This window comes from Solemya velum gill symbiont (assembly GCF_002020255.1).
Lineage (GTDB): Bacteria > Pseudomonadota > Gammaproteobacteria > Chromatiales > Chromatiaceae.
This window is the reverse complement of sequence record NZ_MPQG01000023.1, coordinates 1-24,912: the sequence shown is the minus strand read 5'-3', so window position 1 is coordinate 24,912 and position 24,912 is coordinate 1. Positions and strand designations below refer to the sequence as shown.

Annotated in this window: 25 protein-coding genes; 16 read left to right on the top strand and 9 right to left on the bottom strand. The window is 51.7% G+C overall.

Translation table 11 applies throughout. The features are described 5' to 3' along the window. Positions 1 to 23 precede the first annotated feature (23 nt). From ubiU to BOW06_RS12035, 4 genes are all read left to right on the top strand, one after another. A complete protein-coding gene (gene ubiU / locus BOW06_RS12050) occupies positions 24 to 1,019 on the top strand; it encodes a ubiquinone anaerobic biosynthesis protein UbiU (protein ID WP_078454804.1) in 996 nt (331 codons plus the stop codon). Continuing rightward, a complete protein-coding gene (locus BOW06_RS12045; protein WP_043116887.1) occupies positions 1,016 to 1,942 on the top strand; it encodes a U32 family peptidase in 927 nt (308 codons plus the stop codon). Before ubiU ends, BOW06_RS12045 begins: the two co-directional genes overlap by 4 nt. Before the next feature lie 180 nt (positions 1,943 to 2,122). Then, positions 2,123 to 2,566, top strand: coding sequence for a hypothetical protein (locus tag BOW06_RS12980; RefSeq protein ID WP_143555796.1), 444 nt, complete (start codon positions 2,123 to 2,125; stop codon positions 2,564 to 2,566). Further along, positions 2,500 to 3,111 (top strand): hypothetical protein, encoded by a 612-nt coding sequence (locus tag BOW06_RS12035; RefSeq protein ID WP_143556059.1) that lies wholly within the window; start codon positions 2,500 to 2,502, stop codon positions 3,109 to 3,111. The genes BOW06_RS12980 and BOW06_RS12035 overlap by 67 nt, the downstream gene beginning before the upstream one ends. Before the next feature lie 124 nt (positions 3,112 to 3,235). On the opposite strand, the gene BOW06_RS12030 is transcribed toward BOW06_RS12035, so the two are convergent. From BOW06_RS12030 to grxC, 5 genes are read right to left on the bottom strand one after another with little or no spacing between them, the layout of a single operon-like run. Beyond that, a complete protein-coding gene (locus BOW06_RS12030; RefSeq protein ID WP_078454803.1) occupies positions 3,236 to 3,991 on the bottom strand; it encodes a competence/damage-inducible protein A in 756 nt (251 codons plus the stop codon). A gap of 14 nt (positions 3,992 to 4,005) precedes the next feature. After that, a complete protein-coding gene (locus BOW06_RS12025) occupies positions 4,006 to 4,845 on the bottom strand; it encodes a 6-carboxytetrahydropterin synthase (protein WP_043116881.1) in 840 nt (279 codons plus the stop codon). After that, positions 4,846 to 5,319: a hypothetical protein gene (locus BOW06_RS12020; RefSeq protein WP_078453535.1), complete on the bottom strand. Its 474-nt coding sequence runs from the start codon at positions 5,317 to 5,319 to the stop codon at positions 4,846 to 4,848. Further along, a complete protein-coding gene (locus BOW06_RS12015; protein WP_043116876.1) occupies positions 5,319 to 5,696 on the bottom strand; it encodes an RNA-binding S4 domain-containing protein in 378 nt (125 codons plus the stop codon). Before BOW06_RS12015 ends, BOW06_RS12020 begins: the two co-directional genes overlap by 1 nt. 16 nt (positions 5,697 to 5,712) lie before the next feature. Beyond that, a complete protein-coding gene (gene grxC / locus BOW06_RS12010; protein ID WP_043116873.1) occupies positions 5,713 to 5,997 on the bottom strand; it encodes a glutaredoxin 3 in 285 nt (94 codons plus the stop codon). 168 nt (positions 5,998 to 6,165) lie between these two features. On the opposite strand from grxC, the gene pepN reads away from it, so the two are divergent. From pepN to BOW06_RS11980, 6 genes are all read left to right on the top strand, one after another. After that, positions 6,166 to 8,787, top strand: a complete 2,622-nt coding sequence (gene pepN, locus BOW06_RS12005; RefSeq protein ID WP_078454800.1) for an aminopeptidase N — start codon at positions 6,166 to 6,168, stop codon at positions 8,785 to 8,787. Next, on the top strand, positions 8,787 to 9,149 hold the full coding sequence (locus tag BOW06_RS12000) for a sirohydrochlorin chelatase (RefSeq protein WP_179115175.1): 363 nt from the start codon (positions 8,787 to 8,789) through the stop codon (positions 9,147 to 9,149). The genes pepN and BOW06_RS12000 overlap by 1 nt, the downstream gene beginning before the upstream one ends. A 237-nt stretch (positions 9,150 to 9,386) precedes the next feature. Next, on the top strand, positions 9,387 to 9,584 hold the full coding sequence (locus BOW06_RS11995) for an Alvin_2107 family globule sulfur oxidation protein (protein WP_043116870.1): 198 nt from the start codon (positions 9,387 to 9,389) through the stop codon (positions 9,582 to 9,584). A gap of 71 nt (positions 9,585 to 9,655) precedes the next feature. Beyond that, positions 9,656 to 10,042: a thioredoxin gene (gene trxA / locus BOW06_RS11990; protein ID WP_256857583.1), complete on the top strand. Its 387-nt coding sequence runs from the start codon at positions 9,656 to 9,658 to the stop codon at positions 10,040 to 10,042. Positions 10,043 to 10,048: 6 nt separating this feature from the next. Further along, on the top strand, positions 10,049 to 10,831 hold the full coding sequence (locus BOW06_RS11985; RefSeq protein WP_078453534.1) for an HAD family hydrolase: 783 nt from the start codon (positions 10,049 to 10,051) through the stop codon (positions 10,829 to 10,831). A gap of 27 nt (positions 10,832 to 10,858) precedes the next feature. Next, complete coding sequence (locus BOW06_RS11980) at positions 10,859 to 12,016, top strand: aminotransferase class I/II-fold pyridoxal phosphate-dependent enzyme (RefSeq protein ID WP_043116866.1); 1,158 nt, start codon at positions 10,859 to 10,861, stop codon at positions 12,014 to 12,016. Between the two features lie 152 nt (positions 12,017 to 12,168). On the opposite strand, the gene BOW06_RS11975 is transcribed toward BOW06_RS11980, so the two are convergent. The 4 genes from BOW06_RS11975 to BOW06_RS11960 are packed head-to-tail and all read right to left on the bottom strand — an operon-like array spanning position 12,169 to position 15,805. After that, positions 12,169 to 13,503: a glycosyltransferase gene (locus BOW06_RS11975; RefSeq protein WP_078454798.1), complete on the bottom strand. Its 1,335-nt coding sequence runs from the start codon at positions 13,501 to 13,503 to the stop codon at positions 12,169 to 12,171. A gap of 3 nt (positions 13,504 to 13,506) precedes the next feature. Continuing rightward, positions 13,507 to 14,286 (bottom strand): sulfate transporter CysZ, encoded by a 780-nt coding sequence (gene cysZ / locus BOW06_RS11970; RefSeq protein ID WP_043116861.1) that lies wholly within the window; start codon positions 14,284 to 14,286, stop codon positions 13,507 to 13,509. Between the two features lie 14 nt (positions 14,287 to 14,300). After that, entirely contained in the window at positions 14,301 to 14,894 is a 594-nt protein-coding gene (locus BOW06_RS11965; protein WP_078454805.1) for a Maf family protein, read from the bottom strand. A gap of 11 nt (positions 14,895 to 14,905) precedes the next feature. After that, positions 14,906 to 15,805, bottom strand: a complete 900-nt coding sequence (locus BOW06_RS11960) for an NAD(P)-dependent oxidoreductase (protein ID WP_256857942.1) — start codon at positions 15,803 to 15,805, stop codon at positions 14,906 to 14,908. A 397-nt stretch (positions 15,806 to 16,202) separates the two neighbouring features. Here BOW06_RS11960 and aroA point away from each other — a divergent pair, with 397 nt between their 5' ends. The 6 genes from aroA (at position 16,203) to BOW06_RS11930 (ending at position 24,740) form a co-directional block, all read left to right on the top strand. Then, on the top strand, positions 16,203 to 17,495 hold the full coding sequence (gene aroA / locus BOW06_RS11955) for a 3-phosphoshikimate 1-carboxyvinyltransferase (RefSeq protein WP_043116858.1): 1,293 nt from the start codon (positions 16,203 to 16,205) through the stop codon (positions 17,493 to 17,495). Further along, complete coding sequence (cmk, locus tag BOW06_RS11950) at positions 17,492 to 18,166, top strand: (d)CMP kinase (protein ID WP_043116857.1); 675 nt, start codon at positions 17,492 to 17,494, stop codon at positions 18,164 to 18,166. The genes aroA and cmk overlap by 4 nt, the downstream gene beginning before the upstream one ends. Before the next feature lie 143 nt (positions 18,167 to 18,309). Further along, a complete protein-coding gene (gene rpsA, locus BOW06_RS11945) occupies positions 18,310 to 19,986 on the top strand; it encodes a 30S ribosomal protein S1 (protein ID WP_078453532.1) in 1,677 nt (558 codons plus the stop codon). Positions 19,987 to 20,039: 53 nt separating this feature from the next. Beyond that, positions 20,040 to 20,348 (top strand): integration host factor subunit beta, encoded by a 309-nt coding sequence (gene ihfB / locus BOW06_RS11940; RefSeq protein ID WP_043116856.1) that lies wholly within the window; start codon positions 20,040 to 20,042, stop codon positions 20,346 to 20,348. A gap of 622 nt (positions 20,349 to 20,970) precedes the next feature. Further along, positions 20,971 to 23,763, top strand: a complete 2,793-nt coding sequence (gene rne / locus BOW06_RS11935) for a ribonuclease E (RefSeq protein WP_078454796.1) — start codon at positions 20,971 to 20,973, stop codon at positions 23,761 to 23,763. A gap of 5 nt (positions 23,764 to 23,768) precedes the next feature. After that, on the top strand, positions 23,769 to 24,740 hold the full coding sequence (locus BOW06_RS11930) for an RluA family pseudouridine synthase (protein ID WP_052132114.1): 972 nt from the start codon (positions 23,769 to 23,771) through the stop codon (positions 24,738 to 24,740). Positions 24,741 to 24,912: the final 172 nt, after the last annotated feature.

Sequence of the window (24,912 nt, the reverse complement as noted above, 5' to 3'; positions counted from 1 at the left end):
TTCGCTAACCGGGAGCCAGTTGTATGGAACTCGTCTGTCCGGCAGGTAACCTGCCATCTCTCAAGGTCGCTGTTGACCATGGTGCTGATGCTGTGTACATGGGTTTTCTTGACGACACGAATGCAAGACACTTCGCGGGACTCAATTTCAATGACAAGCGGGCAAGGGATGGCATTCGCTATGCGCAAGAACGTGGAACACGAGTTTTTCTGGCGATCAATACATACCCCCAGCCAGCCGGTTGGCCACGTTGGGAAGAAGCCGTGGATAAGGCGGCAAACCTCGGTATTGATGCACTGATTTGTGCAGACATCGGGGTGATGCAGTATGCCTGTGATCATGCACCTCAGCTGAACTTGCATCTCTCGGTGCAAGGTTCAGCAACGAGTGCAGAGGCTGTCAGTTTTTACCATGATCACTTCGGCATTAAGCGCGCTGTTTTGCCGCGCGTCCTTTCTCTTAAACAACTCAGGAGAGTCGTCTCTGCCTCCCCGGTACCGATCGAGGTTTTCGGATTTGGCAGCTTGTGTGTGATGGTAGAAGGGCGTTGTTTATTGTCGTCCTATGTGACTGGCCAGTCTCCCAATACCTATGGTGCCTGTTCGCCAGCTTCGGCCGTGCGATGGGACAAAACACCTCGAGGGCTTGAGTCACGTCTTAATGAAGTCCTGATAGATCGTTATGCTGATGGTGAAAATGCAGGTTATCCGACGCTCTGCAAGGGACGTTTCCATGTTCATGGAAAAACCGGCTATGCAATCGAGGAGCCTGTCAGTCTGAATACCATGGAATTACTGCCTGAACTGCTGGCGATGGGAGTAGCGGCAATCAAAATCGAAGGACGACAGCGCAGCCCGGTTTACGTGGAACAGGTAGCGACAGTGTGGCGGGCAGCAATCGATGCCTGTCAGAAAAATCCCTCAGGTTTTCATCCGGATCCGGCCTGGCAGCAAGTGCTGCAATCAGTTTCGGAGGGAGCACAAACCACTTTCGGTGCTTATCACAGGCCATGGCAATGAATGAATCAATCATATCACGTCTCTCTCTGGGGCCGGTTCAGTACCACTGGACGCGTGAACAGCTGCTTGATTTCTACACAAGCATATCGGACACACAGGTTGATATTGTCTATCTTGGTGAAACTGTCTGTTCAAAACGGCGTATGTTGAAACTCGATGACTGGCTCGGAATAGCAAGGGAATTGTCGGAGGCTGGTAAAGAGGTCATCTTGTCGACCCTGGCGCTGATCGAGGCGGAATCCGAAATACTGAGCATGAAGCGCATCTGTGAAAATGGACAGTTCAGGGTAGAAGCAAATGATATGGCGAGTGTCCATATGCTGGAAAAAATTGGAGCGCCATTTGTTGGCGGTCCCACACTCAATCTCTACAACCAGAAAAGTATCGAGGTGTTGGCGAAAAGCGGCATGTATCGCTGGGTCATGCCGGTCGAGTTATCCAGGAAAACTTTCATGGACATCAGGAATGAACTGCCTGGGGGGCTCGAGACAGAGGTATTCGCCTATGGACGCCTGCCACTTGCCTTTTCTGCTCGCTGTTTTACAGCCCGTGCCCATGATCTCCCCAAGGATGACTGTCAACTCCGCTGCATTGATGATCCGGACGGCTTGCTGATGAAAACCAGGGAAGATGAGGAATTCCTGGTTCTAAATGGTATCCAGACCCAGTCTGCACATACATTTAATCTGATCGCGGCCGAGCCACCAGGACAAGCCAAAATCGATGTCCTGCGTATCAGTCCACAATCGAGAGACAACCTCGACATCATTCATCATTTCGACGCATGGAGAAATGGATGTGCTGCAGACACTGATGTGGCGCGAATGATGGAAGAGATGATGCCCACCGGTGTTTGCAATGGATATTGGCTGGGTGAACCGGGTATGAACAGAGGTTCCGTCGAGGTTCCGCTGCCGGGGTGATGTGTGGCCGGTTAAGCAGCAGGCTCGCACCCCTCTGTTTTTCATCTCCGTCATTCAGTAGATGACGTGCCGGTAGCGATTGCTGCTGACTGGTATGTTGTAAATCAAGCGTGATTCACTATGCTTGAAGATAGGTAGTAATGACATTTGGTACTGGTTTTTCCTTATTGGAGAATAGGTATGAGAACTATTCTGATGGCTATCCTGTCTACTTCTTTTTTCGTTTCGAATTTCAGCCTTATGGCAGATGATTACGGGAGACCTGTAGACTCATCCGCGCGTGACACGAATGGGGGTGCATACCATGTTGTTACTAGCGGGATATGCAAGATTCCTGATGACCGTTCAGTCACTATTGGCCCGAATAGCAAATATGGTACTGGGGCAAAAGCTAAGGAAAAAGCAGCGAGTGCTGTATCGGGATTGCTTGGCGGGATGCTTGGTGGTTCAGGTATTGGCATTGGAGCGCCGGGAAGTTTTACAGGGAATGAAAGTGCTTCTGATGATGGCCCGAAAACTGTACCTGATCCGGCTTTAGGTAAAAAATTAAACGCCTCGTGTCTACCCACCCGGGTATGGAGCACAAGGCTGGCGTCAAGGCCGGTGGCACTTTCATTATGGTGAATAACAAGCTTGCAGCTAGCGTCAGGCTGGACAAGGCGCCATCTGATGGAACATTCCACGCGGTATGGCTGCATGACGGCATGGGCAGGATAATTTTTCCTGTAAAGTACCTCATCGTTTCTCTTTACAGAAACTGGCAACTGACAGTGTTGTGGACGAAGGATCGCTGGGTAGACGGTGAGCATGTTTTTCATGATGAGGGGAGAAAGGTTTCTGTTGGTACTGACTACCTGGGGAGCGTGCGGCAAAAGCTGGAGGGGGAGAAGGGTGTTGCCAACAGTATATGGTACCGGCACGGTTTCAATACGGCAGTTAAAGGCATTAAACACCTAGTCGCAATTTTTCCAGTTACCCAGGCTGAACTGAATGCGTCAAAATGTCCAATGTACCTTGTGTCACATATCTCACTGCCCGGGAAGAATCCCGTTATCACTACCCCGCTAATGCTGGAGGTAATCGGTATCAACAGGGAAGTCGTTAACAAGTCGCCAAAACCGGCTATAAAGAAGGGCAGTGTTGAGAGGGAAAGTAGCTTTTCCCACTGAGGCCTACAAGCGAATCAATGGAGTCTGGTTTCATTGATTGGATTCTATTGTCTGGATTCCGACTCAAGGCCGGGATGACGTCAGTGATGTGTGCCATGCCAGACTTGCCGCGCGGTAGCGTGATTTACCGCTCTTCAGTCCATCTAACATCCATTTCAGCCAGTTTTGATTTCAGGTCATCCATTGCCATTTCAACATCAGATGTTTTTCCCTTCGCACCAAACTCGATCAGGTTGATGCCATTACCTTCTCGATGTATTGGCAGGCTGAAAAAACGGATATCCTGATAACGGGCAATCATCTCCTCCATTGTCTCGATGATTGAGCTCTCAGGCGTGCCATGCAGATAGATGGCTGATTCTACATAGTCGGCTGGTGTTTCTATCGGGTAGTGCGTTTCGAGAATCCACTCCATCATCGGGTGTGCCATGACAGGAAATCCTGGCAGGAAGTGGTGCTGACCAATACGGAAGCCGGGAATCTGGTTGTAAGGATTCGGAATCAACTCGCAGCCTTCCGGCAGGTCGGCCATACGAATACGCATGGGGTAGGCGTCTTCGCCGAAGCGTCCCTCGATCAGTTCAACCGCTTTAGAATTGCGAACAAGTGGCATGCCAGCAGCGATGGCTGCGCATTGACGGGTAAGGTCATCAGGCGTGCCGCCGATGCCGCCAAAACTGAAAACCACGGCATCTTCCTGCATGCTGGCTTTCAGGGTGGAGATGATTTGTGCTTCGTCATCGCCAATATAGTGTGCAAACTGCAGACCTTCATGACGTGGTGTGAGAAGTTCGATGGTTTTTTGGAGATGACGGTCCTGGCGACGACCGCTGAGAATCTCGTCACCGATAACGATAATCCCCCAGTTTCTATTGGTCATTGAATCAGGGCCATTCAGGAAGTGGCTATGGCGCCCTTGTCCATACCCTCGTAAGCGTGCACTTCGAAGCGGGATTCGGGGTGGCTGCTTTTCAACTGTTCGGCGATATGCTCGGCAATGTTTTCGACGGTTGAGTCGGCATTGATCAGGTCACAGCAGACAGCAGGCAGGGTTAACTCGAAGTTGCCCTGACTTGAGCTATAAGCGTAGTGATGACATTCATCGGAGGCATCGGCAAGATCCTCCAGCGAACCGATATAGATATCATCCCAGCGATCTGCCCATTCCTCTTCCAGTTCGATGGAGCGTGTGCCGTTACGGTAAATAATGATGCGTGAACGGTGACCATGCGCGATACGCTGACAATTGCCTGCATGGTGTTTGAGGCCGTGGCTGTACTGGTAACTGCTTTCGTCGATGACCTCTTCACTGAGATTGATCTCGATTTCAGAAACATTCTCCGGCAAACGCTCCTGCAGCATCTCTGCAATTGCGGTGGCAAGTGTACCCGGTGTGACATCGCTGACATCAAGCAGGCTCACAGCCTCGGCAGGAGAGACGTGTTTCAACTGCATGTTGTCGCCCCAGCGGAATTTGAGTTCAATGCGGTTGTCCCAGGTATCAGTGCTTAACTGACTTGAGCGTGCCGGTGCAATCAGTTTATGGTCAAAGTGTTCATCAACAAGTTGCTTGACCTGGCGTTTGACATCCGCAAAGTCCAATACCATGCCTTGCTCGTCAAGTGAGCCCGACAGGCGAATACCAAGACTCAGGCTTTCACCAAGCAGTCCGCGTTGATTATGCAGGTAGGAAAAGTCAATCGATGTCAGGTCGTTTACAAAAAGTACACTCATTTATTCATCCTTGTTGCGCCTGTGTGCGCGTTTTTTTGTTTTGTAGGCGGCAACCTGCTGCATGATGGTTGAAAAGGGGAGTTCACGGAAGTCTCCGAACTGCTCTTTTGCCAATATTAATAGACCGTCTATATCATTGATTGTAGACGCAATTGGCTCGTCCGGATAACAGGCATGCCTAAGACCGAGGAGCCCTCCAACCTGGATACGTATCGCCTTGCCGTGGGGGAGGCTGCGTTTTTTTTCAGTATCAAGTGTGTGCAATGCAAATTTCGCCTGTTCACGCAGGATGTCGAGATACTCCTGGCACTGTTGCTGGCCGCGGTCGGATTTACAGTGCACGCCCTCTCGTTCGGCGATACAGAACTTTTCAGCCGAAGAGCAACCGCACTGGTTGGTGAGAATCGATTTTTCGTAGATGCAGAAACGCTCATTGACAGCGTGGTAAGTTTCTCTGAAAGCGTTTTGATCCATTATTTTTCGATCCGCTTGAACCTGTGAATCTGCCGGCGCTCTTTCTTGTTGGGACGATGATCGGTTGGTACCGGCATTGCAGCACGAATAGCCTTCTCTTCGGCGATCACTTTCTCACGTGCGTTGATGCTCTCTTCGCTTTCACTATAGAAGGTCACTGCCTCTTTTGCAGGGCGACGCTGCTTGGGTAAAACCTCGACGGTTATGTTCCATTCAAGAGAGCCCTTGTGAATGCGCAGGCGCGTGCCTTCCTTGACTTCCTTTCCAGGCTTGGTGCGTTGCCCGTGGAGATGTACCTTGCCGCCATTGACGGCCTCTGTCGCCAATGCCCGGGTTTTGAAAAAACGGGCTGCCCATAGCCATTTGTCGAGACGCATTCGCGATCTCTCCGGGTCAGGTTACTTCATCATCGAAATCTGAAGGCGACACACACAGCAGATCATCGAGTTTACCCGCCATATCCAGTGCTGCCATGTCATCGAAACCGCCGACGTGAACTTCACCGATAAAAATTTGCGGTACCGTACGGCGCTGACTACGTTCCATCATTTCCGCCATGCGTTCACGATCCTGGTCGATACGGATTTCTTCATATGTGACACCCTTGCGGTTGAGCAGGCTCTTGGCGCGGTCACAGTAGGGGCAGAATGCGGTGCTGTAGATAACGATATTGGACATGGATTTGTACGGCTCATTTATGGTTTCTTGAGACCAATGCTACCAAAAACGGGGAGAGTGGACACCATCAATGTGTTTTACTCTGTCCCCTTGGTTTTACGGGTTTTTACTCATATCGTTTGACAGGTAGACTATAGGAAACTTCTCAGATACATATCGTAACCAAGCATGAAAGACGCCAGCAGCAGGGCAATCCACCTTTCCGATTATCAGCCACCGGCCTACCTGGTCGACCAGGTCGATCTCACCTTTGATCTCAGGAATAAGGGCACAAAGGTCAAAGCACGCCTGGAGTTGCGCAGAAATGGCGAGCACAACGATTCGTTACTGCTTGACGGGGAACAGCTCAACACCTTGTCGGTTGCAATTGACGGTAACAAGCTCGCAGAGTCCGATTTCATCATGACCTCGACCCAATTGCGCATCGATAATGTGCCGGATGTTTTCATTCTCGAAACCGAGGTGGAGATTGCTCCCGAGTCAAATACTGCACTTGAGGGGCTCTATCGTTCCAATGACCTCTTTTGCACCCAGTGCGAGGCAGAGGGATTCCGCCGCATTACCTGGTATCCCGATCGCCCCGATGTCATGGCGCTGTTTCGTACCAGTATCGAGGCTGAACGCGATATGTTCCCGGTGCTTCTTTCAAACGGAAACCCGGTAAGCGAGGAGCAGTTAGACAATGGCCGTCATCGTATCACCTGGGAAGATCCTTTCCCCAAGCCGAGTTACCTGTTTGCCCTGGTTGCAGGCAATCTCGCCCTGCTTGAGGATCGTTTTACCACCATGTCGGGTCGCGAGGTGACACTGCGTATCTACTCGGAACCGGAAAATATTGATAAGTGCGATTACGCCATGGAGTCGTTGAAAAAGGCAATGCGCTGGGACGAGGAGGTCTATGGACGTGAATATGACCTGGATATTTTCATGGTCGTGGCTGTCAATGATTTCAACATGGGTGCGATGGAGAACAAGGGCCTCAACATCTTCAATGCCAAGCTGTTGCTTGCACGACCTGACACTGCCACGGACATGGATTACCAGGGTATCGAGGCAGTTGTCGCACACGAATATTTTCACAATTGGACCGGTAATCGCATCACCTGCCGTGACTGGTTCCAGCTCAGCTTGAAAGAGGGGCTGACAGTCTTTCGTGACCAGGAATTCTCTGCAGATATGGGCTCACGCGACGTCAAGCGCATCGAGGATGTACGTATGCTGCGTTCTCACCAGTTTGCCGAGGATGCCAGTCCCATGGCGCATCCTGTACGTCCTGACTCCTATATAGAGATAAACAACTTCTACACACTTACCGTCTATGAGAAAGGCGCTGAAGTCGTGCGCATGCAGGCGTTGCTGCTGGGCGATGATTACCGCCGCGCGACAGATCTCTATTTTGAACGTTACGACGGGCAGGCGGTCACCACGGATGATTTTGTCAGCTGCATGGAATCAGTCAGTGGACGCGACCTGGGACAGTTCCGGCGCTGGTATTCACAGGCGGGAACACCGCAACTGCATGTCAGTGGCGAATATGATGCCGACAAGGGAAAGTATTCTCTCAAGGTGAGGCAGGAATTACTCACCATCTCTGGCCAGAAAGAGAGCCTGCCGATGCTGATACCCCTTGCTGTCGGTTTGCTGGATTCTGAGGGAAATGAGATGCCGCTCCGTCTTGAGGGTGCAGAAGCAGAACCGCATACGACAATAATGATCGAGGTGACAGAAGCGCAACAGGAATTTCTATTTACAGGTATTTCGCACGAACCGGTTCCCTCATTATTGAGAGGTTTCTCTGCACCGGTGAAATTGCATTTTGACTACAGCCAGGAACAGCTGCTGTTCCTGATGGCTCACGACAGTGACGGCTTCGTGCGCTGGGATGCTGCACAGACCCTGCATCAGCAACTGCTGCTCGAGAAGATTTCAAATCCCGATGCAACACTGCCGACTGCCTATATTGATGCGATTCGAAAGGTGCTTCTGGAGTGTGATGATCTAGCGCTCGCCACTGAGCTCCTGGCTCTGCCATCAGAAAGCTATCTTGGTGATCAGATGGAGATTGTTGATGTCGATGCGATTCATGCGGCACGCGAGAGTGTTCGTTTCGAGATTGCAGAGGCACTTGATGAAGAGCTTGCTGGGAAGTGCAGTGAACTCGCATCTGATGACGCTTATGAACCGGTGCACGAACAGATTGCTGCGCGTTCACTGAAAAATCATGCTCTTTCACTGCTCGCCATGACAGGGACTGATGAAGTCAGGGAACTGGTTGAATCGCAATACATGGCACAACAGAATATGACCGACGTCATGGCAGCGCTGTCGATCACAGTACAGCGTGGCTGGCAGCCGCTCTCACGGCGACTGCTGGAGGATTTTGAACGGTGCTGGTCAGATATGCCGCTGGTCATGGACAAGTGGTTTGGTGTGCAGGCCTCTGTTCCTGCGACCGCTACAGTTGAGGCTGTCACTGCTTTGATGTCGCATCCCGCATTCACGCTCACCAATCCAAACCGTGTTCGTGCACTTGTCGGCAGTTTCGTCATGAACAACCCGGTGGCATTTCATCGGGAAGATGGTGCAGGTTACCGCTTGCTTGCTGATCTCGTGATTGAACTGAATGACAAAAATCCGCAGGTAGCTGCTCGCCTGGTGCGCCACATGAGCCGTTGGCGGCGCTATGATGAAATCAGAAGTGCCCTGATGAAGGAGCAGCTGGAGCATATTGCAGCGATTCCAGCTATCAGCAGGGATGTCAGTGAAATTGTTAACAGGAGTCTTGCCTGATGAAAGCACTGGTTGTTGTTGCCCACGGTAGCCGCCGCGAAGCCTCGAATGACGAGGTGCGTGAACTGGTAGCGCGCCTTGACGACTCTGCAGGCGGCACTTTTTCTGTTGTCTGTGCTGCCTTCCTCGAACTGGCGGAGCCCTCGATTCCTGATGCCATCGTCAATGTGATTGATCAGGGAGCCGGGCATGTCACGGTATTGCCCTATTTTCTCTCCGCAGGGCGGCATGTAGCGTCTGATATCCCCGCTGAGATCGAAAAGGCGCGGGTACGTCGTCCCGGTGTCGAAATCCGGCTTGCTGAGTACGCAGGCTCATCTGAAGCGATGTTGCCGCTACTGCTGGATCTGGCTATTCCCTGACAATTCTACAATCACGACAAATTATGCACTGCAGCAGGCATTTGCCTCCAGCAGGAGTACAAAAATAGTGGTATTTATCAGCAAAACAGCGTATTCTAATCCTATCGCTGTTGAACAAGCTTGAATAGCAAATAACCCGGACATATAATCCGGGTTTTCGATTGACTGGCTACCGGGCAATTTTTCCCGCCGGGTGGTTTTTTGACAAGGTTAATGAGACTTCGGAGACCGGATACTATGAACCAGACTTATTATGATGCAGTAACCAAGATGGAAGAGATGGGCTGTGATGAAGAGTACATCCAGGGTTGGCAAGCAGGATTTCTGCAGAACCCGGAGCGTGAAGAGCAACGCCTGACCGAAGCTTACGAGGCTGGTTATGGTGACGGTAAAGAGAAAAGCTCTGACAACTTTGCCAACTGGGCGAAAAGTTAATTCAGACTGGTTGAAAACTGGTTGAACAAGGCCCCTTGATAGGGGCCTTGTTATTTTATACACAGGATACGCTGGAGAAGATCATGGCAGTCATTGAACTGACAAAAGAGAACCTCGAAGAGACCATTACAGGTAATGCCTTCGTCCTTATCGATTTCTGGGCTCCCTGGTGTGGTCCATGTAAATCCTTTGGCCCCACTTTTGAAGCTGTTTCCGAAAAGTATGAGAATATCGTGTTCGCCAAGGTCAACACTGAAGATGAGCAGGAGATTGCTGCACATTTCCAGATTCGCTCAATTCCAACCCTGATGATGTTTCGTGACCAGATCATCCTGTTGAACGAGGCAGGTGCGTTACCTGAATCAGCACTGGTTGATGTCATTGAACGTGCTAGTGAGCTCGATATGGACGATGTCCGCAAGCAGATTGCTGAAGAAGAGACGGGTAACCAGGGGTAATTCAGTATGATTACACTAGAGGCATTGCTGTTTGATGTCGATGGTACCCTCGCAGATACTGAGCGTGATGGTCATCGGGTTGCATTCAACAGGGCATTTGAAGATGCAGGGCTCGACTGGAACTGGTCGGTTGAACTCTACGGTGAACTGCTAAAGGTTACCGGCGGCAAGGAGCGTATGCACCACTTTGTCGCATCCGAGAATCCAAAGGTTCCGCAGGACGTCGATCTTGGTGAAATGATCATTTCACTGCACGCAGCCAAGACCGAACACTATGTCGGCATGCTCAGGGATGGCCTGATTCCCCTGCGTCCGGGCATAGAACGTATTCTGAAAGAAGCGCGTTCAGCTGGTATGCGCATGGCAATCGCCACGACTACCACTCCTGACAACGTCGAGTGGCTACTGAAAAGCACGCTTGGTGAGGAGAGTATCGGCTGGTTTGAACTGATCGCTGCAGGTGATGTCGTCAAGGCGAAAAAGCCGGCACCCGATATCTACACCTATGCACTTGAACAGATGAATCTGTCAGCCGACAGTTGCGTCGCGCTTGAGGATTCAGCCATGGGTCTTCGTTCGGCAAGAGATGCTGGTATCAACAGCATTATCATCACGGCCAACGGCTACACCCTGTCGCACGATTTTTCCGGCGCGACCACGGTCGTCGATCATCTTGGTGAACCCGGCAAGCCATTTCACTATCTCTCCGGAATGAAGCCGGCTGGTGATATGATTGATCTTGCCGGTATCCAACAACTGCACTCCGGAGTGGTTGCCGAGGCTGGCTGACAATTTCTCTTATCCCTTCGGGAGAGTATTGCATTGACGGCACAGAGAACCCGCAAGATCGAACCCTTCCACGTCATGCGCTTGCTGGCGCGTGCACGTGAGCTTGAGACTGCAGGCAGGGATATCATCCACATGGAAATCGGCGAGCCCGATTTCGTTACTGCCGATCCCATCATAGAGGCTGGTCACAAGGCTCTTAACGAGGGCAAAACACACTACACTCCTGCACTTGGTCTGCCCGAACTGCGCCATGCACTGTCTGACTGGTATGCACGTGTACATGATGCACCAGTCGATGCAGGGCGAATTATTGTTACGCCAGGTTCATCGACAGGCCTGCAGATGCTGATGTCTGCGCTGGTCGACCAGGGCGATGAGGTGTTGCTGCCTGATCCCGGTTATCCATGTAATCGTAATTTTGTTCTTCTCAGTGACGGTGTGCCCGTATCGCTGCCACTCACTGAAGAGCAAGGCTGGCTTGTCACACCGGAAATGATCGAGCGTTTCTGGACAGAGAAAACCCGCGCGCTGTTGGTTGCCTCACCGGCCAACCCGACCGGCGCAGTTTACACAGCGCAACAACTCGAGGTGCTGCACGATGCAGTCGCAGCGAAAGGTGGTTACCTGATCGTCGACGAGATTTACCAGGGGCTGACCTTCGAGGTCGAATCAAGTAGCAGCCTGTTGATGCGCCTCGATCACCAGATCGTCGTCGACAGCTTCTCCAAGTATTTCGGTATGACAGGTTGGCGTGTCGGCTGGCTGGTGGTTCCCGAGTCGCTGGTGCCTGTGCTGGAGGTTCTGGCGCAAAATATCTACCTGTCGGCGCCAGTGATATCGCAGTGGGCCGCAATTACAGCCTTGTCAGCGGAAGTGTCGCCACTACTCGAAGAGCGGCGAGATATTTTCAGGGAACGTCGTGATTTCCTCTACCCAAAGCTAAAGCAGCTCGGCTTTGGCATCAGCCAGCCACCACATGGAGCCTTCTATCTCTATGCAAACTGCGCTGCACTGACAAATGACAGTTTTGACTTCTGTCAGCGCCTGCTCGAGGAACAGGGTGTGGCAGTCACACCCGGAAAGGATTTTGGCCTGAACAAACCACATCAATTTGTACGTTTCGCTTTTACCACCAGTATCGAACGCATGCAGGAAGCCATCGACAGGATAAGCAGTTTTCTGTAGGAAGGGTGTTCTCACCGCGCTGAGTCATCGCACTCTTTCCAAAAGAATCGCCCCTGTCCACTAATATCATCATCCCGGGCTTGATACGGGATTAATCTGGGGCAGTGCAGGCCTTCCTGGGTGACAACTCAATAGTCGGCATGACGATCTAGTCAGTTTGTACCTTTCATCTCGTGCCGATAGGCACCCCATGATTCCATCCAGGCAGCATCCTTGCCATGTTTCTCATGGCGTTGTTCAATTCGTTTAGCTGCAGTCGGTGGTGTAACACCTTTGGCAATATCATTGATCAGCTCGATATGCAGCGGTAGCAGATCACGCACGTTGTACTGTTGCAGTGCCAGTCGGCGTGCATTGATTCGCAGGTCACTGTATTTTTCCGGATCATCCAGAACTTTCGATACGTTCTCAGCAAGTTCATCCGGGGAGTGGAAATCAAACAGCAGTGCCTGCTTGCCATGCTCAACTACTTCCATGATTGGTGGTGTTGCCGAGCACACCAGTTGGCAGCCTGCGGCTAGGCTCTCGATAAAACTCCAGCTCAGTACGAATGGATAGCTCAGGTAGATGTGTGCCTGTCCTGCCTGCAGTACCTTGATGTAGTTGTCGAAGTCGATGGTGCCGAGGAAATGGATGCGGCTGGGGTCGATGTCGAGTTCCGCCATCAGTTGCTGGCGCAGTGATCGATTCTCCTTACTTTTCCGGCCATAACTGGTGCCATCACTACCGAGCACGACAAAGTGTGCTTTTGGGCGCTGTTTATGAATCTTCTCAACTGCGCGCATGAAGATATGAAAACCGCGATGTTTTTCGAAGTTGTTCTCAACATGCGTGATGATTTCATGATCCCGGCTGCTAAGCCTGGTTCCATCCGGAAGAGAGATGCCGTCTACATTTAGCGGTGCGATCTTTTCAACATCGACACCTTCATGCAGTACGGAGATTTTTTCCTGCATCTCCGTCGGATGTACTGAACGCTGCCAGAAAGTCGGCGTAATGCACCAGTCAGAATTGAAATAATTGACCATGTGGATGGCATTGTTGGTCGTTGTTCTAGCGATGTCGTTGGGCGTTGCTACCTTACCCGGTGGGTCAAAATCCATATCAGTACCACGTGGCTGGAAATAGAACTCCATGTAATTGAGTATGGGGACATCGGGATAGATGGATTTGAGGTAGTGCCCGTCACCCCAGCCACTGTGAGCGACGATAACATCGGGTACAAAGCCCTTCTCCTTTAATTCACTGCAGAGGCGCGCAACACGGATAGCGCGGTAACTGCCGGTGACGAATTTTTCACAGAAAGGGTGTAGTTGATCCGGCTTTTTTCTGTGCCTGGAGTAGTCGAGAATGGTAATGCCTTTCGGCAGTTTGTTATTGGGGCTTGTTGTCAGGCAGATGACACGGTTGGTCGGATCATCTGCCAGTCTTTGTAGAATATGCTTGTACTGGCCGGGGCAATTGGGATGCAGGAAGAGATAGTTCATTCATCATCCTTCATAGCGGTTTTTCAGGCGTTCTGCCCACCAAGCGGAGGCACCGCAAACAGCAATCGGCATGGCTGCGAAATTGACGAAAGGGATTGCCATGATCAACATGACGCCGCCACCGAAACCGGTGGTCGCAAGGCGTTGCTTCCGATGGAAGCTGCGCTGATGCCTGAATGCGATGCCGTGGTTGCACATCGGGTAGTCGAGATATTCGTATGCAAGGGAGTAAGCGCTGAACACTCCCCACAGCAAGGGTGCAACCAAGTTGACCCCGGGTATAAAAAACAGCAGTAACAGCGGAATTGCACGGGATGCAAACCAGCCCAGCTTGTTGATCTCCTGCATGATCGATGAAGTGGCAGTACTTAACAGTGAGCCGCTCTCACTCTCTTGCGGTCTTTCGCCTGTCAGCAGCTCTTCGACCTTTGCCGACAAGCGGTCATTAAAAGGCGCGGCAATCAGGTTGGCGACAAGGGTGAATCCGTAGAAAAAGATCAGCATGAAGGCGAGGGCAAAGAGCATCCACGCCATCCAGCGAAGCGGGGTCAGCAGGATTTCGAGCCATGTCCAGTCGGGCAGCCACATCGGTAGACCCTCATCAGGCAGGTACTGGTTCATCAGCCCCTCGTAGAGACCGATGCCGAGCCATAGCATGACACTGAAGATAATCATGTTGATCAGCAGTGGAATGATGACGTAGGAGCGCAGTTCCTTTCGTCTGATCAGGCTGAAGCCACGTAGCAGGTAATTAAAGCCTGTCGCGGGATTGGAAGGTTGCATGTTGTCTAATATCCTCAGAGTACTTCGATGCCCGATTTCTCAAGCAGTTCGACAAGACGAATCAGTGGAAGGCCGATCAGTGTGTTCGGATCATCACCTTCCAGTTTGCGAAACAGTGCAATACCAAGACCTTCCGATTTGAACGAGCCTGCACAATTGTAGGGCTCTTCCTTGACCAGGTAATGATTGATCTGGCTCTCGCTGAGCTGGCGAAAATGGACACTGAAGGGTTCGCACAAGGCTTCACTGCGACCTGTTGCAGTATCGAGCAGGCACAGGCCGGTGTAGAAGGTGACGAGGCGACCGGCTGCTGCCTTGAGTTGTTGCATAGCTCTCTCATGATTGCCTGGCTTGCCAAGAATCTCGCCGTCAATCACGGCTACCTGGTCGCTGCCGATAATAAGCGCATCTTCAAAATCCGCGGAGACTGCTTTTGCCTTGGCGTGAGCCAGACGCGTGACCAGCTCCTCAGGATTTTCATCTTCGAGTGCGGTTTCATCGACTGAGGGATCTGCCGTATCAAATGATATGGCCAGCTTTACGAGGAGTTCGCGCCGAAATGGTGAAGTGGATGCAAGTACCAGTTGACGTTGTTGCTCTTTGCTCATCTGTTTCTCACTCAAGCCTGGTTGAATTTCTTCATGACCTTGTAAATAGCAGACGAATCGAGTTCACCGCTACCGTCACCAACCAGTGCGTTGAGCCACTGAGTTGCCACACCGGAACCTGGCAGGGCTACGCCAAGTGCGGAAGCTGCCTGCAGAACCATGTTCATATCTTTCTTGTGCAGAACTGCCTTGAATCCCGGATCGTAGTTATCATCCAGCATGCGCTGGCCATGCATTTCGAGAATCTTGCTGTTGGCAAAGCCGCCGAGAAGAGCTTGGCGCACCTTGGCTTTATCGACGTCCATTGCATCAGCAAGGCAGTAGGCTTCCGCAACACCGGCAATGGTCTGGGTGATGACGATCTGGTTGCACGCCTTGATGACCTGTCCTGCACCATTATCTCCGATATGAACAATGTTGCTGCCCATCACTTCAAACAGCGGCATGATGCGTTCGACGATCGCTTCTTCACCACCGATCATGATCGACAGGGTGCCGCTCTCCGCGCCTGCAGAACCACCGGAGACGGGTGCATCAAGCATGTGAGCGCCTTTCTCTTTCAGCTTTTGCGCAATATCGCGCGTGACGACAGGCGAGATGGTGCTCATGTCGACGACAACTGCATCTGGCTTGATACCCTCGATGATGCCATCCTTGCCGAGTATGATCTGCTCGACATCAGGTGTATCCGAAACGTTGGTGAAAATCACATCAGCGTTGACTGCAACTTCGGCAGGTGTGGCACAAATGGTGGCACCGATTTCTGCGAAGGGCGCTGCGCTCGTTTCACGGCGTGCATAGACGGCAAGCTGGTGGCCTGCATTGTGGAGATGCATTGCGCAGGGGCGGCCCATGAGGCCAAGTCCGATATATCCGACTTTCATATCTGTTTCTCTCTTGTGGCTATCCAAACGATCATTATCATAACGCCTGTATGCCGTTTATGTGTGAGAATGTTGGTTGTAGGTCAATGGAGATTGATGGGATTAGGCGCGATTGATCAGCAGGGGATGAGCGCTGCACCCCATGGCCTGGCACGCCATGTCTCCGCCTGATCACTCCAAACCACGGCGCGAAAGGCAACTCGCTCTCTGCGTTCGCTCAGACACCCTTTCGCTTCACCCGTGGTTTTCCGCTGGCTCCGCCAACGGCGAGCCAAGCCATGGGGTGCAGCGCCTTTTCCGTTGTAATACAGGGCTGCCGAAACTTGTTTGAAAAGCCTGCTCCATGTAAGCTTGGCGCCATTTTTCAGGAAACAGGCCTGCTAATAGAGTAGCGGAGAAAGATTTGTCTAAACTTCAATACAAAATGTCACCCGGCGGACAGCTGAATGGAACGATTCGGGTTCCGGGTGATAAATCGATGTCACACCGCTCAATCATGCTGGGCGCGCTGGCTGATGGCGTCACCCGCGTTCATGGATTTCTCGAGGGTGAGGATAGCCTTGCAACCCTGCAGGCATTCCGTGCCATGGGTGTGCAGATAGAAGGGCCTGAATCTGGTGAAGTCACGATTCACGGTGTCGGTATTGATGGCTTAAAAGCGCCGTCTGTTTCACTGGACCTGGGTAATTCGGGCACTTCCATGCGCCTCCTCAGTGGGCTGCTGGGCGCGCAGAATTTTGACGTTACCCTGGTTGGAGACGAATCTCTCTCGTCGCGTCCCATGCGCCGTGTCACCGAGCCACTTGCAGCAATGGGTTTGACTGTCGAGACAACCGAGAGTGGTACTGCGCCTCTTAAGCTGAATGGCGGTCAGAAGCCCCAGGCGATCAATTATGATATGCCAATGGCGAGTGCTCAGGTCAAATCCTGCCTGCTACTTGCAGGCCTCTATGCAGATGGTGAAACCTGTGTGACAGAACCTGCACCAACCCGTGACCATACCGAACGTATGCTGCGCGGTTTTGGCTATGATGTGCGCAGCGAAAGCAACCGCATGTGTCTCACTGGCGGCGGCAGACTTACAGCGGTCGATCTGGATGTGCCCGCGGATATCTCATCTGCTGCTTTTTTTCTTGTCGGTGCGTCAATTGCCAGCGGTTCTGACTTGACGCTGGAACATGTCGGTATTAACCCGACGCGTATCGGTGTCATCAATATCCTCAGGCAGATGGGCGCAAACATTGAAGTACTCAATGAGCGCGATGCCGGTGGTGAACCGGTTGCAGATCTGCGCGTTCGTTCTGCACAACTAAAAGGAATAGAGATACCAGAAGAGCAGGTGCCACTCGCGATTGACGAGTTCCCGGTTCTATTTGTAGCCGCAGCCTGTGCTGAAGGCGAGACGCGTTTGACAGGTGCTGAAGAACTACGTGTCAAAGAGAGTGATCGCATCCAGGTGATGGCTGATGGTCTGCAGGCAATCGGCATCGATGCCGAACCGACACCTGATGGCATGGTGATTCAGGGTGGGGCGGAGATTACAGGTGGAAAAGTCGATTCACATGGCGATCACCGTATCGCCATGGCTTTTGCAATTGCCTCGCTACGATCAAGCGGAAGTATCGAAATTGATGATTGCGCCAATGTGAATACCTCGTTTCCAGGTTTCGGTGATCTCGTCAACAGCATTGGTATGTCGCTGGAAGAAGTGTCGTGACACAAAAAATTATTACCATTGATGGTCCCTCAGGTTCAGGCAAGGGAACCATTGCCGCGCTGTTGGCGAAAAAACTCGGCTGGCAGGTTCTCGATAGCGGCGCACTCTACCGTCTTGTCGGTCTGGCCGCGCGTAACAAGGGATTGGATTTCAGTGATGATTCAGCACTTGCAGAAGTTGCTGAAAAGCTCGATGTTGTTTTTAAGGACGGGAAAGTATTCCTTGAAAAACAAGAGGTAACGGATTCTATTAGAAGTGAATCCGCAGGTAATGACGCATCAAAAGTCGCTGCTGTTCCAGCTGTTCGTGATGCACTTCTCAGGTGGCAGCAGCAGTCTGCATCCGAACAGGGTCTCGTTGCTGACGGCCGTGATATGGGAACGGTCGTTTTTCCCCATGCTCCCCTCAAGTTTTTTCTTACCGCATCAGCCGAGGAACGTGCAAATCGGCGATATAAGCAGTTGAAAGAAAAGGGGATGTCTGCTAATCTCGCGCACCTTATCGAAAAGATTAGAGAAAGGGATGAACGTGACATGTCTCGTTCAGCTGCGCCGCTCAGGCCGGCAGATGATGCAATCGACATCGAATCCTCGAATCTGACTATCGATGAGGTGATGGAGAAGATACTCCGTGACGTGGCAGAAGTCTTTAAACAGGAACAGATTTCCTGATATTTCTCCTGTCCGATGGGGCTTTTCCAAACGGGTTCTGTGCACCTTGTGCGCAGTTTTTATTACTTAACTTACATAGGTCTGCCGGTGATGCCAGTCACTTGCAGTTTTATTAACGATGCCATTGGCATCAGGAACAAATCATGACCGAAAGCTTTGCAGAGCTCTTTGAAGAGAGCGTAGCCAAAATCAACCTCAAGCCAGGTACCATGGTAATTGGTACAGTCGTCGACATTAACGATGACGTTGTTGTTGTAAACGCCGGACTCAAGTCAGAAGGCGTAATTCCAAGAGAACAGTTTACAGACCTGAATGGCGATATCGAAGTCGTCGTTGGGGACCAGGTAGAAGTTGCCCTCGATGCCGTTGAAGACGGTTTCGGCGCCACTCGCTTGTCACGAGAGAAGGCCAAGCGTCACCACGCATGGCGTGCACTCGAAAAAGCTTTCGATGAGCAGGAAATTATCACTGGCCGTATTAACGGCAAGGTCAAGGGCGGCTTTACTGTCGACCTCGGCGAAGTTCGTGGCTTCCTGCCAGGTTCACTGGTTGATGTTCGTCCGATCCGTGACACTTCCTACCTGGAAGGCAAGGATCTTGAATTCAAGGTTATCAAGCTTGACCAGAAGCGTAACAACGTTGTTGTTTCACGCCGTGCTGTTGTCGAGAAAGAGTACAGCGAAGAGCGCGACAAGCTGCTCGAGAGCATGGAAGAGGGTATGGTCGTCAAGGGTGTGGTCAAGAACCTCACCGACTATGGTGCTTTCGTTGATCTCGGCGGTGTCGATGGCCTGCTGCACATTACCGATATGGCGTGGAAGCGTGTACACCACCCATCAGAAGTTGTTGAGATCGGTGATGAGATCGACGTTAAGGTTCTCAAGTTCGATCCTGAGAAGATGCGTGTCTCTCTCGGACTCAAGCAGCTTGGTGATGATCCATGGGCCAACCTGATGCGTCGCTTCCCTGAAGGAACGCGTCTCTTCGGTAAGGTGACCAACATTGCTGATTACGGTTGTTTCGTTGAGATTGAAGATGGCGTTGAAGGTCTTGTTCACGTCTCTGAAATGGACTGGACAAACAAGAACATTCATCCGAACAAGGTTGTATCACTGGGTGATGAAGTCGAAGTCATGGTTCTCGATATCGATGAAGAGCGTCGTCGTATCTCTCTCGGTATGAAGCAGTGCCGCATGAACCCATGGGAAGAGTTCAACCAGAACTTCAACAAGGGCGACCTGGTTACAGGCAAGATCAAGTCGATCACCGATTTCGGTATCTTCATTGGTCTCGACGGTGGTATCGACGGCCTCGTGCATCTCTCGGACATCTCCTGGGAAGCACAGGGCGAAGAAGCGATTCGCGATTTCAAGAAAGGTGATGAAGTCGAGACTGTCGTTCTTTCTGTTGATCCTGAGCGTGAGCGTATCTCGCTGGGTGTCAAGCAGCTCGATAAAGACCCGTTCTCTTCTTATGTTGCAACTCACGAGAAGGGCAGCGTTGTTACCGGTACTGTTAGCGAAGTTGACGCCAGGGGCGCGACTATCGAACTGGCAGATACCGTTACCGGTTACCTGCGTGCTTCAGAGCTTTCACGCGACCGCGTTGAAGATGCATCTACCGTTCTCAAGGTTGGCGATTCTGTAGAAGCCAAGTTTGTTGGTGTTGATCGCAAGAACCGCACCCTGAGCCTGTCTATCAAGGCGAAGGATGTAGAAGAGGAAGCAGCGGTAATCCGTAGCTACTCCGATAGTGCCGCCAGTGGTAAGGCGACACTCGGTGACCTGCTTAAAGACAAGATGAGCGATTCTGACGCTTAATGTTGAAAATGGTGCGGGCATTTTGCCCGCACCACCTTAACAATTGGATTTTTATGACAAAGTCTGAACTGATTGAAGTCATCGCGACGCAGCAGCCACACCTGGCACAGAAAGATGTCGAGCTTGCTGTTAAATGCATCCTGGAACAGATGAGCCATTCGCTCTCAACCGGTGATCGCATCGAAATTCGCGGTTTTGGCAGTTTTACCCTGCATTACAGATCCCCACGTACTGGACGCAACCCGAAAACCGGCGAGCCGGTTGCACTGCCGGGCAAGCATGTTCCGCATTTCAAGCCGGGCAAAGAGCTGCGTGAGCGCGTCAACCAGGGGTATTTAGAAGAGCTCGAAAAGAGCAGTTAATCCAGCTTTCGCTATCTTTGCGGAAAGCCTATTTTTTCAGTCTGATCAACAAGATCGGGCATCTTTTCATTGAACATTGCAAACACTGTTGATATAGTTCAGTGTCTGCGCAGATTATTGCGACATTTTCGTGTCCCGTTCCGGGGTCGAGAGTGTCGAGCCTGTTCCCGGCCATTGTTCCTATATCAGACTGCTTTTATGTCATCTGTAGATTAAGTTGCATAGTAGCCGGGTTATAGCGCAGCAGATAGATTCCTATTGAGTATGGTTTTAACTGACCAAGGCAGCTAATGAATGGCCTGTTAGTTAACACAATAGGAAAACAGATTACGGGAGCTGATCAATCAGCACTGGCAGACCCGATAAAACTGCCCCGAAATGTATTGAGGTTGGAATACCTCACTTCGTTGAGTGCTGCGTCAGCCGATTTGCTGGCTGTAGGCATTGCGCTCCGGAAGTGATGCGATCCCGACCAGGGCGGTCGTTGATAAAGACGACCAGATATTGAATTTTGTGTTGACGACAAAGATATCAGTCATATTGCAACCGGCAGGTTAAGGAGCCTCAGGCTACTAAATGCACGGTGCCGTTCGTCTGCACGAACACCAGGATTACAATTAGAATGAAACGTATGCTGATCAACGCAACTCAGCCAGAAGAGTTGCGTGTCGCTATTGTCGATGGACAGTCCCTGTTCAATCTCGACATCGAACTCCCCGGCCGTGAACAGAAAAAATCAAACGTCTACAAGGGCCGGATAACACGCGTCGAACCAAGCCTCGAAGCAGCTTTTGTCGAGTATGGCTCCGAGCGTCACGGTTTTCTTCCCCTCAAGGAAATTTCGCGAACCTACTTTAACGAAGAGGCGCAGAAAGCAGGTGGCAGGGTTTCTATCCAGGATGCCATCAAGGAAGGCATGGAAGTCATTGTCCAGGTCGAGAAAGAGGAGCGTGGCAACAAGGGTGCTGCACTGACGACATTTGTCTCACTTGCCGGACGTTACCTCGTACTGGTTCCCAAGAACCCGCGTGCAGGTGGAATCTCACGCCGCATCGAAGGCGAAGACCGTTCCGAACTGCGCCAGGCGATGTCGCAGCTGGAAGTGCCTGAAGGCATGGGGCTAATCATCCGTACCGCTGGAATCGGCAAATCGGCTGAAGAACTGCAGTGGGACCTTGATTACCTGACCCAGGTCTGGACCGCAATTGAAACGACAGCGGAAGAACGTAAAGCGCCGTTCCTGATCTACCAGGAGAGCAATGTCATCATTCGCTCGATTCGTGATCACCTGCGCACCGATATTGGCGAGATTGTTATCGATGATCCGAATGTCTTCAAGGAGGCCGAAGAGTTTGTCTCCCAGGTGATGCCGCATAACAAGCGCAAGCTGAAACTCTATTCTGACGAGACGCCTCTCTTTTCACGTTACCAGATCGAAAGCCAGATCGAATCGGCATTTGAACGTGAAGTGCGCTTGCCATCCGGTGGTGCCATCGTTATCGACCATACCGAAGCGCTTGTTTCAATTGATATCAACTCATCACGTGCAACCAAGGGTGCGGATATCGAAGAGACGGCACTCAATACCAATCTTGAAGCAGCCGATGAGGTTGCACGCCAATTACGCCTGCGAGATCTTGGCGGTCTGTTCGTTATCGATTTTATCGATATGTCACCGAGCAAGAACCAGCGTGCCGTGGAAAATCGTCTCAAGGATGCACTTAAGGATGACAGGGCGCGTGTACAGGTTGGGCGTATTTCACGTTTCGGCCTGCTTGAAATGTCACGCCAGCGTCTGCGTCCGTCACTGGGTGAGGCTGCCCAGCACGTCTGTCCGCGCTGTGAAGGTCACGGTTTTGTGCGTAGTGTCGAATCCCTGGCGCTTTCTATTTTGCGCCTGATTGAAGAGCATGCCCTGAAAGAGAATACAGGCCGTGTTATTGCGCAGTTACCAGTTGATGTTGCGACCTATCTGCTCAACGAAAAACGCCCACAGATTCACGATATCGAAAAGCGTCAGAAAATCGAGGTTGTACTGGTACCAAACCAGCATCTCGAGACACCGCATTACACTATCGAACGTGTACGCCAGGCAGATGTGCCGGCAGTTGATGAGTCGACCAGTTACAAAATGGTTAGCGAGCCGGAAACTGTTGTACAGGAAAGCCATGCGACAAGGCAGGCACGTATCGAAGAGCCTGCAGTGAAAAAGATTACTCCCGTCTCTACAAGGCCAGAGGCAAAGGCGGTTGTAGAGGAGAGTGCAGAGACAGCTGAAACAGGCCTGCTAAAGCGTCTCTTTGGTTCACTTTTTTCCTCAGCCAAGGTTGAAGAGCCTGAAGAGAAAAAAGAGGAGCAGAAACGTCCTGCACCTCGTAGCCGAAGCAATTCCCAGCGTAATAATCGCAGGGGTTCACGCGGTAGAGGTTCTCAGGGTCAGCAGGCAAGCAGAATGCAGAAAGCGGCCCAGGATAAGAGTGCTGCAAACGCAAACAAGACGGAGAAGCCCGAAAGTAAGAAACAGGGTGCAACCGATGCTCAGCAGGGTGACAAGCCGAAGAGTAGTCGAGGTCGCAGAGGTGGTCGCAGAGGTGGTCGCCGCTCAAGCGCCGGACGTCAGGATGGCAACACTGCACAGGCAACTGATCAGCAGAAGACAGGAGCGGGCTCAGAAAAGCAGGTGAAGGCAGAGTCGCAGACTGCAAAAACAGAGCCTAAAGCCGCAAAATCGGAACCAAAAGCTCAGGCTGCTAAATCCGAGCCCAAAGCAGAGGCCCCGAAGGCTGAAAGCCAGGTTACCAAAGATGATTCAGGCAAATCTGATGACAAGCCTCAGTCAAGTGGGAGGCAGCAGCAGAAACGTCGTCCGCGACCACAGCGCAGAAGCGAGCCTGAGAAGGCGAGTGATTCTCAGGTGATACCTGAATACGTAAAACAGGCACAGGCCGATAAGCAAGCAGATAATCCAGCTGACAAGCCTGTAGCAACTGCACGCAAGGAGAAGCCAGAGCAGGCCGAGTTGCAGTTGTCTGAAAGTGCTTCCGAGAAGCCGAGAAGGGAAAACAGGGCTGTAAAAGAGAGTAAGCCGGAAAAGAAACCTGCGAAGGAGTCCGCGCCGAAGGAAACAGCATCGGCTGAGAAGCCCGCTGCAGCTCAATCAGGTGAAGATCGAAAGGCAAAGCCGGCCGAAAAAGCCGAGAAGGCTCCCAAGGCAGCTGAAAAGCGAGCCAAACCGGCGAAGCCTGCCAAGACTGATGAGGGTAGCAAAGCAGCAGCCCCCAAGCTCGTACAGGTAGAGACGAAAAAGTCTGTCGAAAGCAGCAAGCCGGAGAAAGCCAAGGCAGAAACAGCTCCCAAGGCTAAAAAAGCCGAGGCCAAGAGCGATGCGGCTGCCGGATCATCTGCACCTGAATAAGCGAAGTGTCCAGTAAACTCGAACGCACTGGTCCGCGGATTCTCACGATAGGAGAAGAAGCGGATCAGCAGCGTATCGACAACTTCCTCATAAAAACCTTCAAAGGCGTACCCAAGAGCCGTATCTACAAGATGCTTCGCAAGGGTGAGGTGCGTGTTAACAAGGGTCGTATCAAGCCTGTATACCGTTTGCAGATCGGTGACCAGGTGCGTTTGCCACCTGCACATGTACTGGTTGCTGAACAGGCGAGCGGGCTGACCGACAAGCAGAAATCCGATATAGAAGAAACCATTCTCTACGAGGACAAGGGACTCATTGTGATTAACAAACCCTCGGGTCTTGCAGTGCATGGTGGCAGCGGTATCAGCCAGGGCGTGATCGAACGCCTGCGTATGGCACGCCCTGAACAGAAGGGCCTCGAACTGGTGCATCGTCTTGATCGTGATACTTCCGGTCTCCTGCTTATTGCCAAGCGCCGGTCTGCACTGCGACAGTTGCACCAGCTGCAACGTGAAAACAGGGTTGATAAACGCTACCTTGCACTGCTGTCGGGTCACTGGAAGCGGGAAAAGATCAGCTGTGCAGAGCCTTTGAAAAAGAGTCATGTGGGTGGCGAACGTATCGTACGTGTCGATCCCACCGGTAAGGCTGCACTGACACGTTTTCGCGTACAGCGCAGTTGTAGTGATTTTATGCTTGTCGAGGCAAAACTCGAAACCGGCAGAACACACCAGATTCGCGTACATGCACAGTCGCTCGGAACCCCGATTGTAGGCGATACCAAGTATGGCGATGAGACGGTTAACCAGCAGTGTCGTGAGCAGGGTATTCGCAGGCTGTTTCTGCACGCATGGCGACTCACTTTTCCCTGGGGTGAAAATGGTGCCGAATCAGGTAGAAAAATGACCTTCGAGGCCCCACTTGAAGAGAATCTGGTTAACGCGTTTGAGATGATGTGTTCGAACGAAGAGAAATAACGGGTGATCCTCCCTCAATAAGTTGGTCCACCCTTATGATGAGTAAAACGGAGGACCGAAAATGGGAATCAAGCGACACAAACCGGAAGAAATCGTCCAGAAACTGCGGCAAGTTGAAGTCCTGGTTGGACAAGGCACTGCCCGCATCGATGCGATCCGCGAAATTGGCATC

Coding starts and splice junctions, on each gene's coding strand:
- aroA (WP_043116858.1), top strand. CDS start 16,203: ATGTCACCCGGCGGACAGCTGAATGGAACGATTCGGGTTCCGGGTGAT.
- BOW06_RS12020 (WP_078453535.1), bottom strand. CDS start 5,319: ATGGATCAAAACGCTTTCAGAGAAACTTACCACGCTGTCAATGAGCGT.
- ubiU (WP_078454804.1), top strand. CDS start 24: ATGGAACTCGTCTGTCCGGCAGGTAACCTGCCATCTCTCAAGGTCGCT.
- BOW06_RS11995 (WP_043116870.1), top strand. CDS start 9,387: ATGAACCAGACTTATTATGATGCAGTAACCAAGATGGAAGAGATGGGC.
- BOW06_RS12980 (WP_143555796.1), top strand. CDS start 2,123: ATGAGAACTATTCTGATGGCTATCCTGTCTACTTCTTTTTTCGTTTCG.
- rpsA (WP_078453532.1), top strand. CDS start 18,310: ATGACCGAAAGCTTTGCAGAGCTCTTTGAAGAGAGCGTAGCCAAAATC.
- cysZ (WP_043116861.1), bottom strand. CDS start 14,286: ATGCAACCTTCCAATCCCGCGACAGGCTTTAATTACCTGCTACGTGGC.
- pepN (WP_078454800.1), top strand. CDS start 6,166: ATGAAAGACGCCAGCAGCAGGGCAATCCACCTTTCCGATTATCAGCCA.
- BOW06_RS11965 (WP_078454805.1), bottom strand. CDS start 14,894: ATGAGCAAAGAGCAACAACGTCAACTGGTACTTGCATCCACTTCACCA.
- BOW06_RS11985 (WP_078453534.1), top strand. CDS start 10,049: ATGATTACACTAGAGGCATTGCTGTTTGATGTCGATGGTACCCTCGCA.
- ihfB (WP_043116856.1), top strand. CDS start 20,040: ATGACAAAGTCTGAACTGATTGAAGTCATCGCGACGCAGCAGCCACAC.
- rne (WP_078454796.1), top strand. CDS start 20,971: ATGAAACGTATGCTGATCAACGCAACTCAGCCAGAAGAGTTGCGTGTC.
- BOW06_RS12025 (WP_043116881.1), bottom strand. CDS start 4,845: ATGAGTGTACTTTTTGTAAACGACCTGACATCGATTGACTTTTCCTAC.
- BOW06_RS12015 (WP_043116876.1), bottom strand. CDS start 5,696: ATGCGTCTCGACAAATGGCTATGGGCAGCCCGTTTTTTCAAAACCCGG.
- BOW06_RS12045 (WP_043116887.1), top strand. CDS start 1,016: ATGAATGAATCAATCATATCACGTCTCTCTCTGGGGCCGGTTCAGTAC.
- BOW06_RS11975 (WP_078454798.1), bottom strand. CDS start 13,503: ATGAACTATCTCTTCCTGCATCCCAATTGCCCCGGCCAGTACAAGCAT.
- BOW06_RS12000 (WP_179115175.1), top strand. CDS start 8,787: ATGAAAGCACTGGTTGTTGTTGCCCACGGTAGCCGCCGCGAAGCCTCG.
- grxC (WP_043116873.1), bottom strand. CDS start 5,997: ATGTCCAATATCGTTATCTACAGCACCGCATTCTGCCCCTACTGTGAC.
- BOW06_RS12030 (WP_078454803.1), bottom strand. CDS start 3,991: ATGACCAATAGAAACTGGGGGATTATCGTTATCGGTGACGAGATTCTC.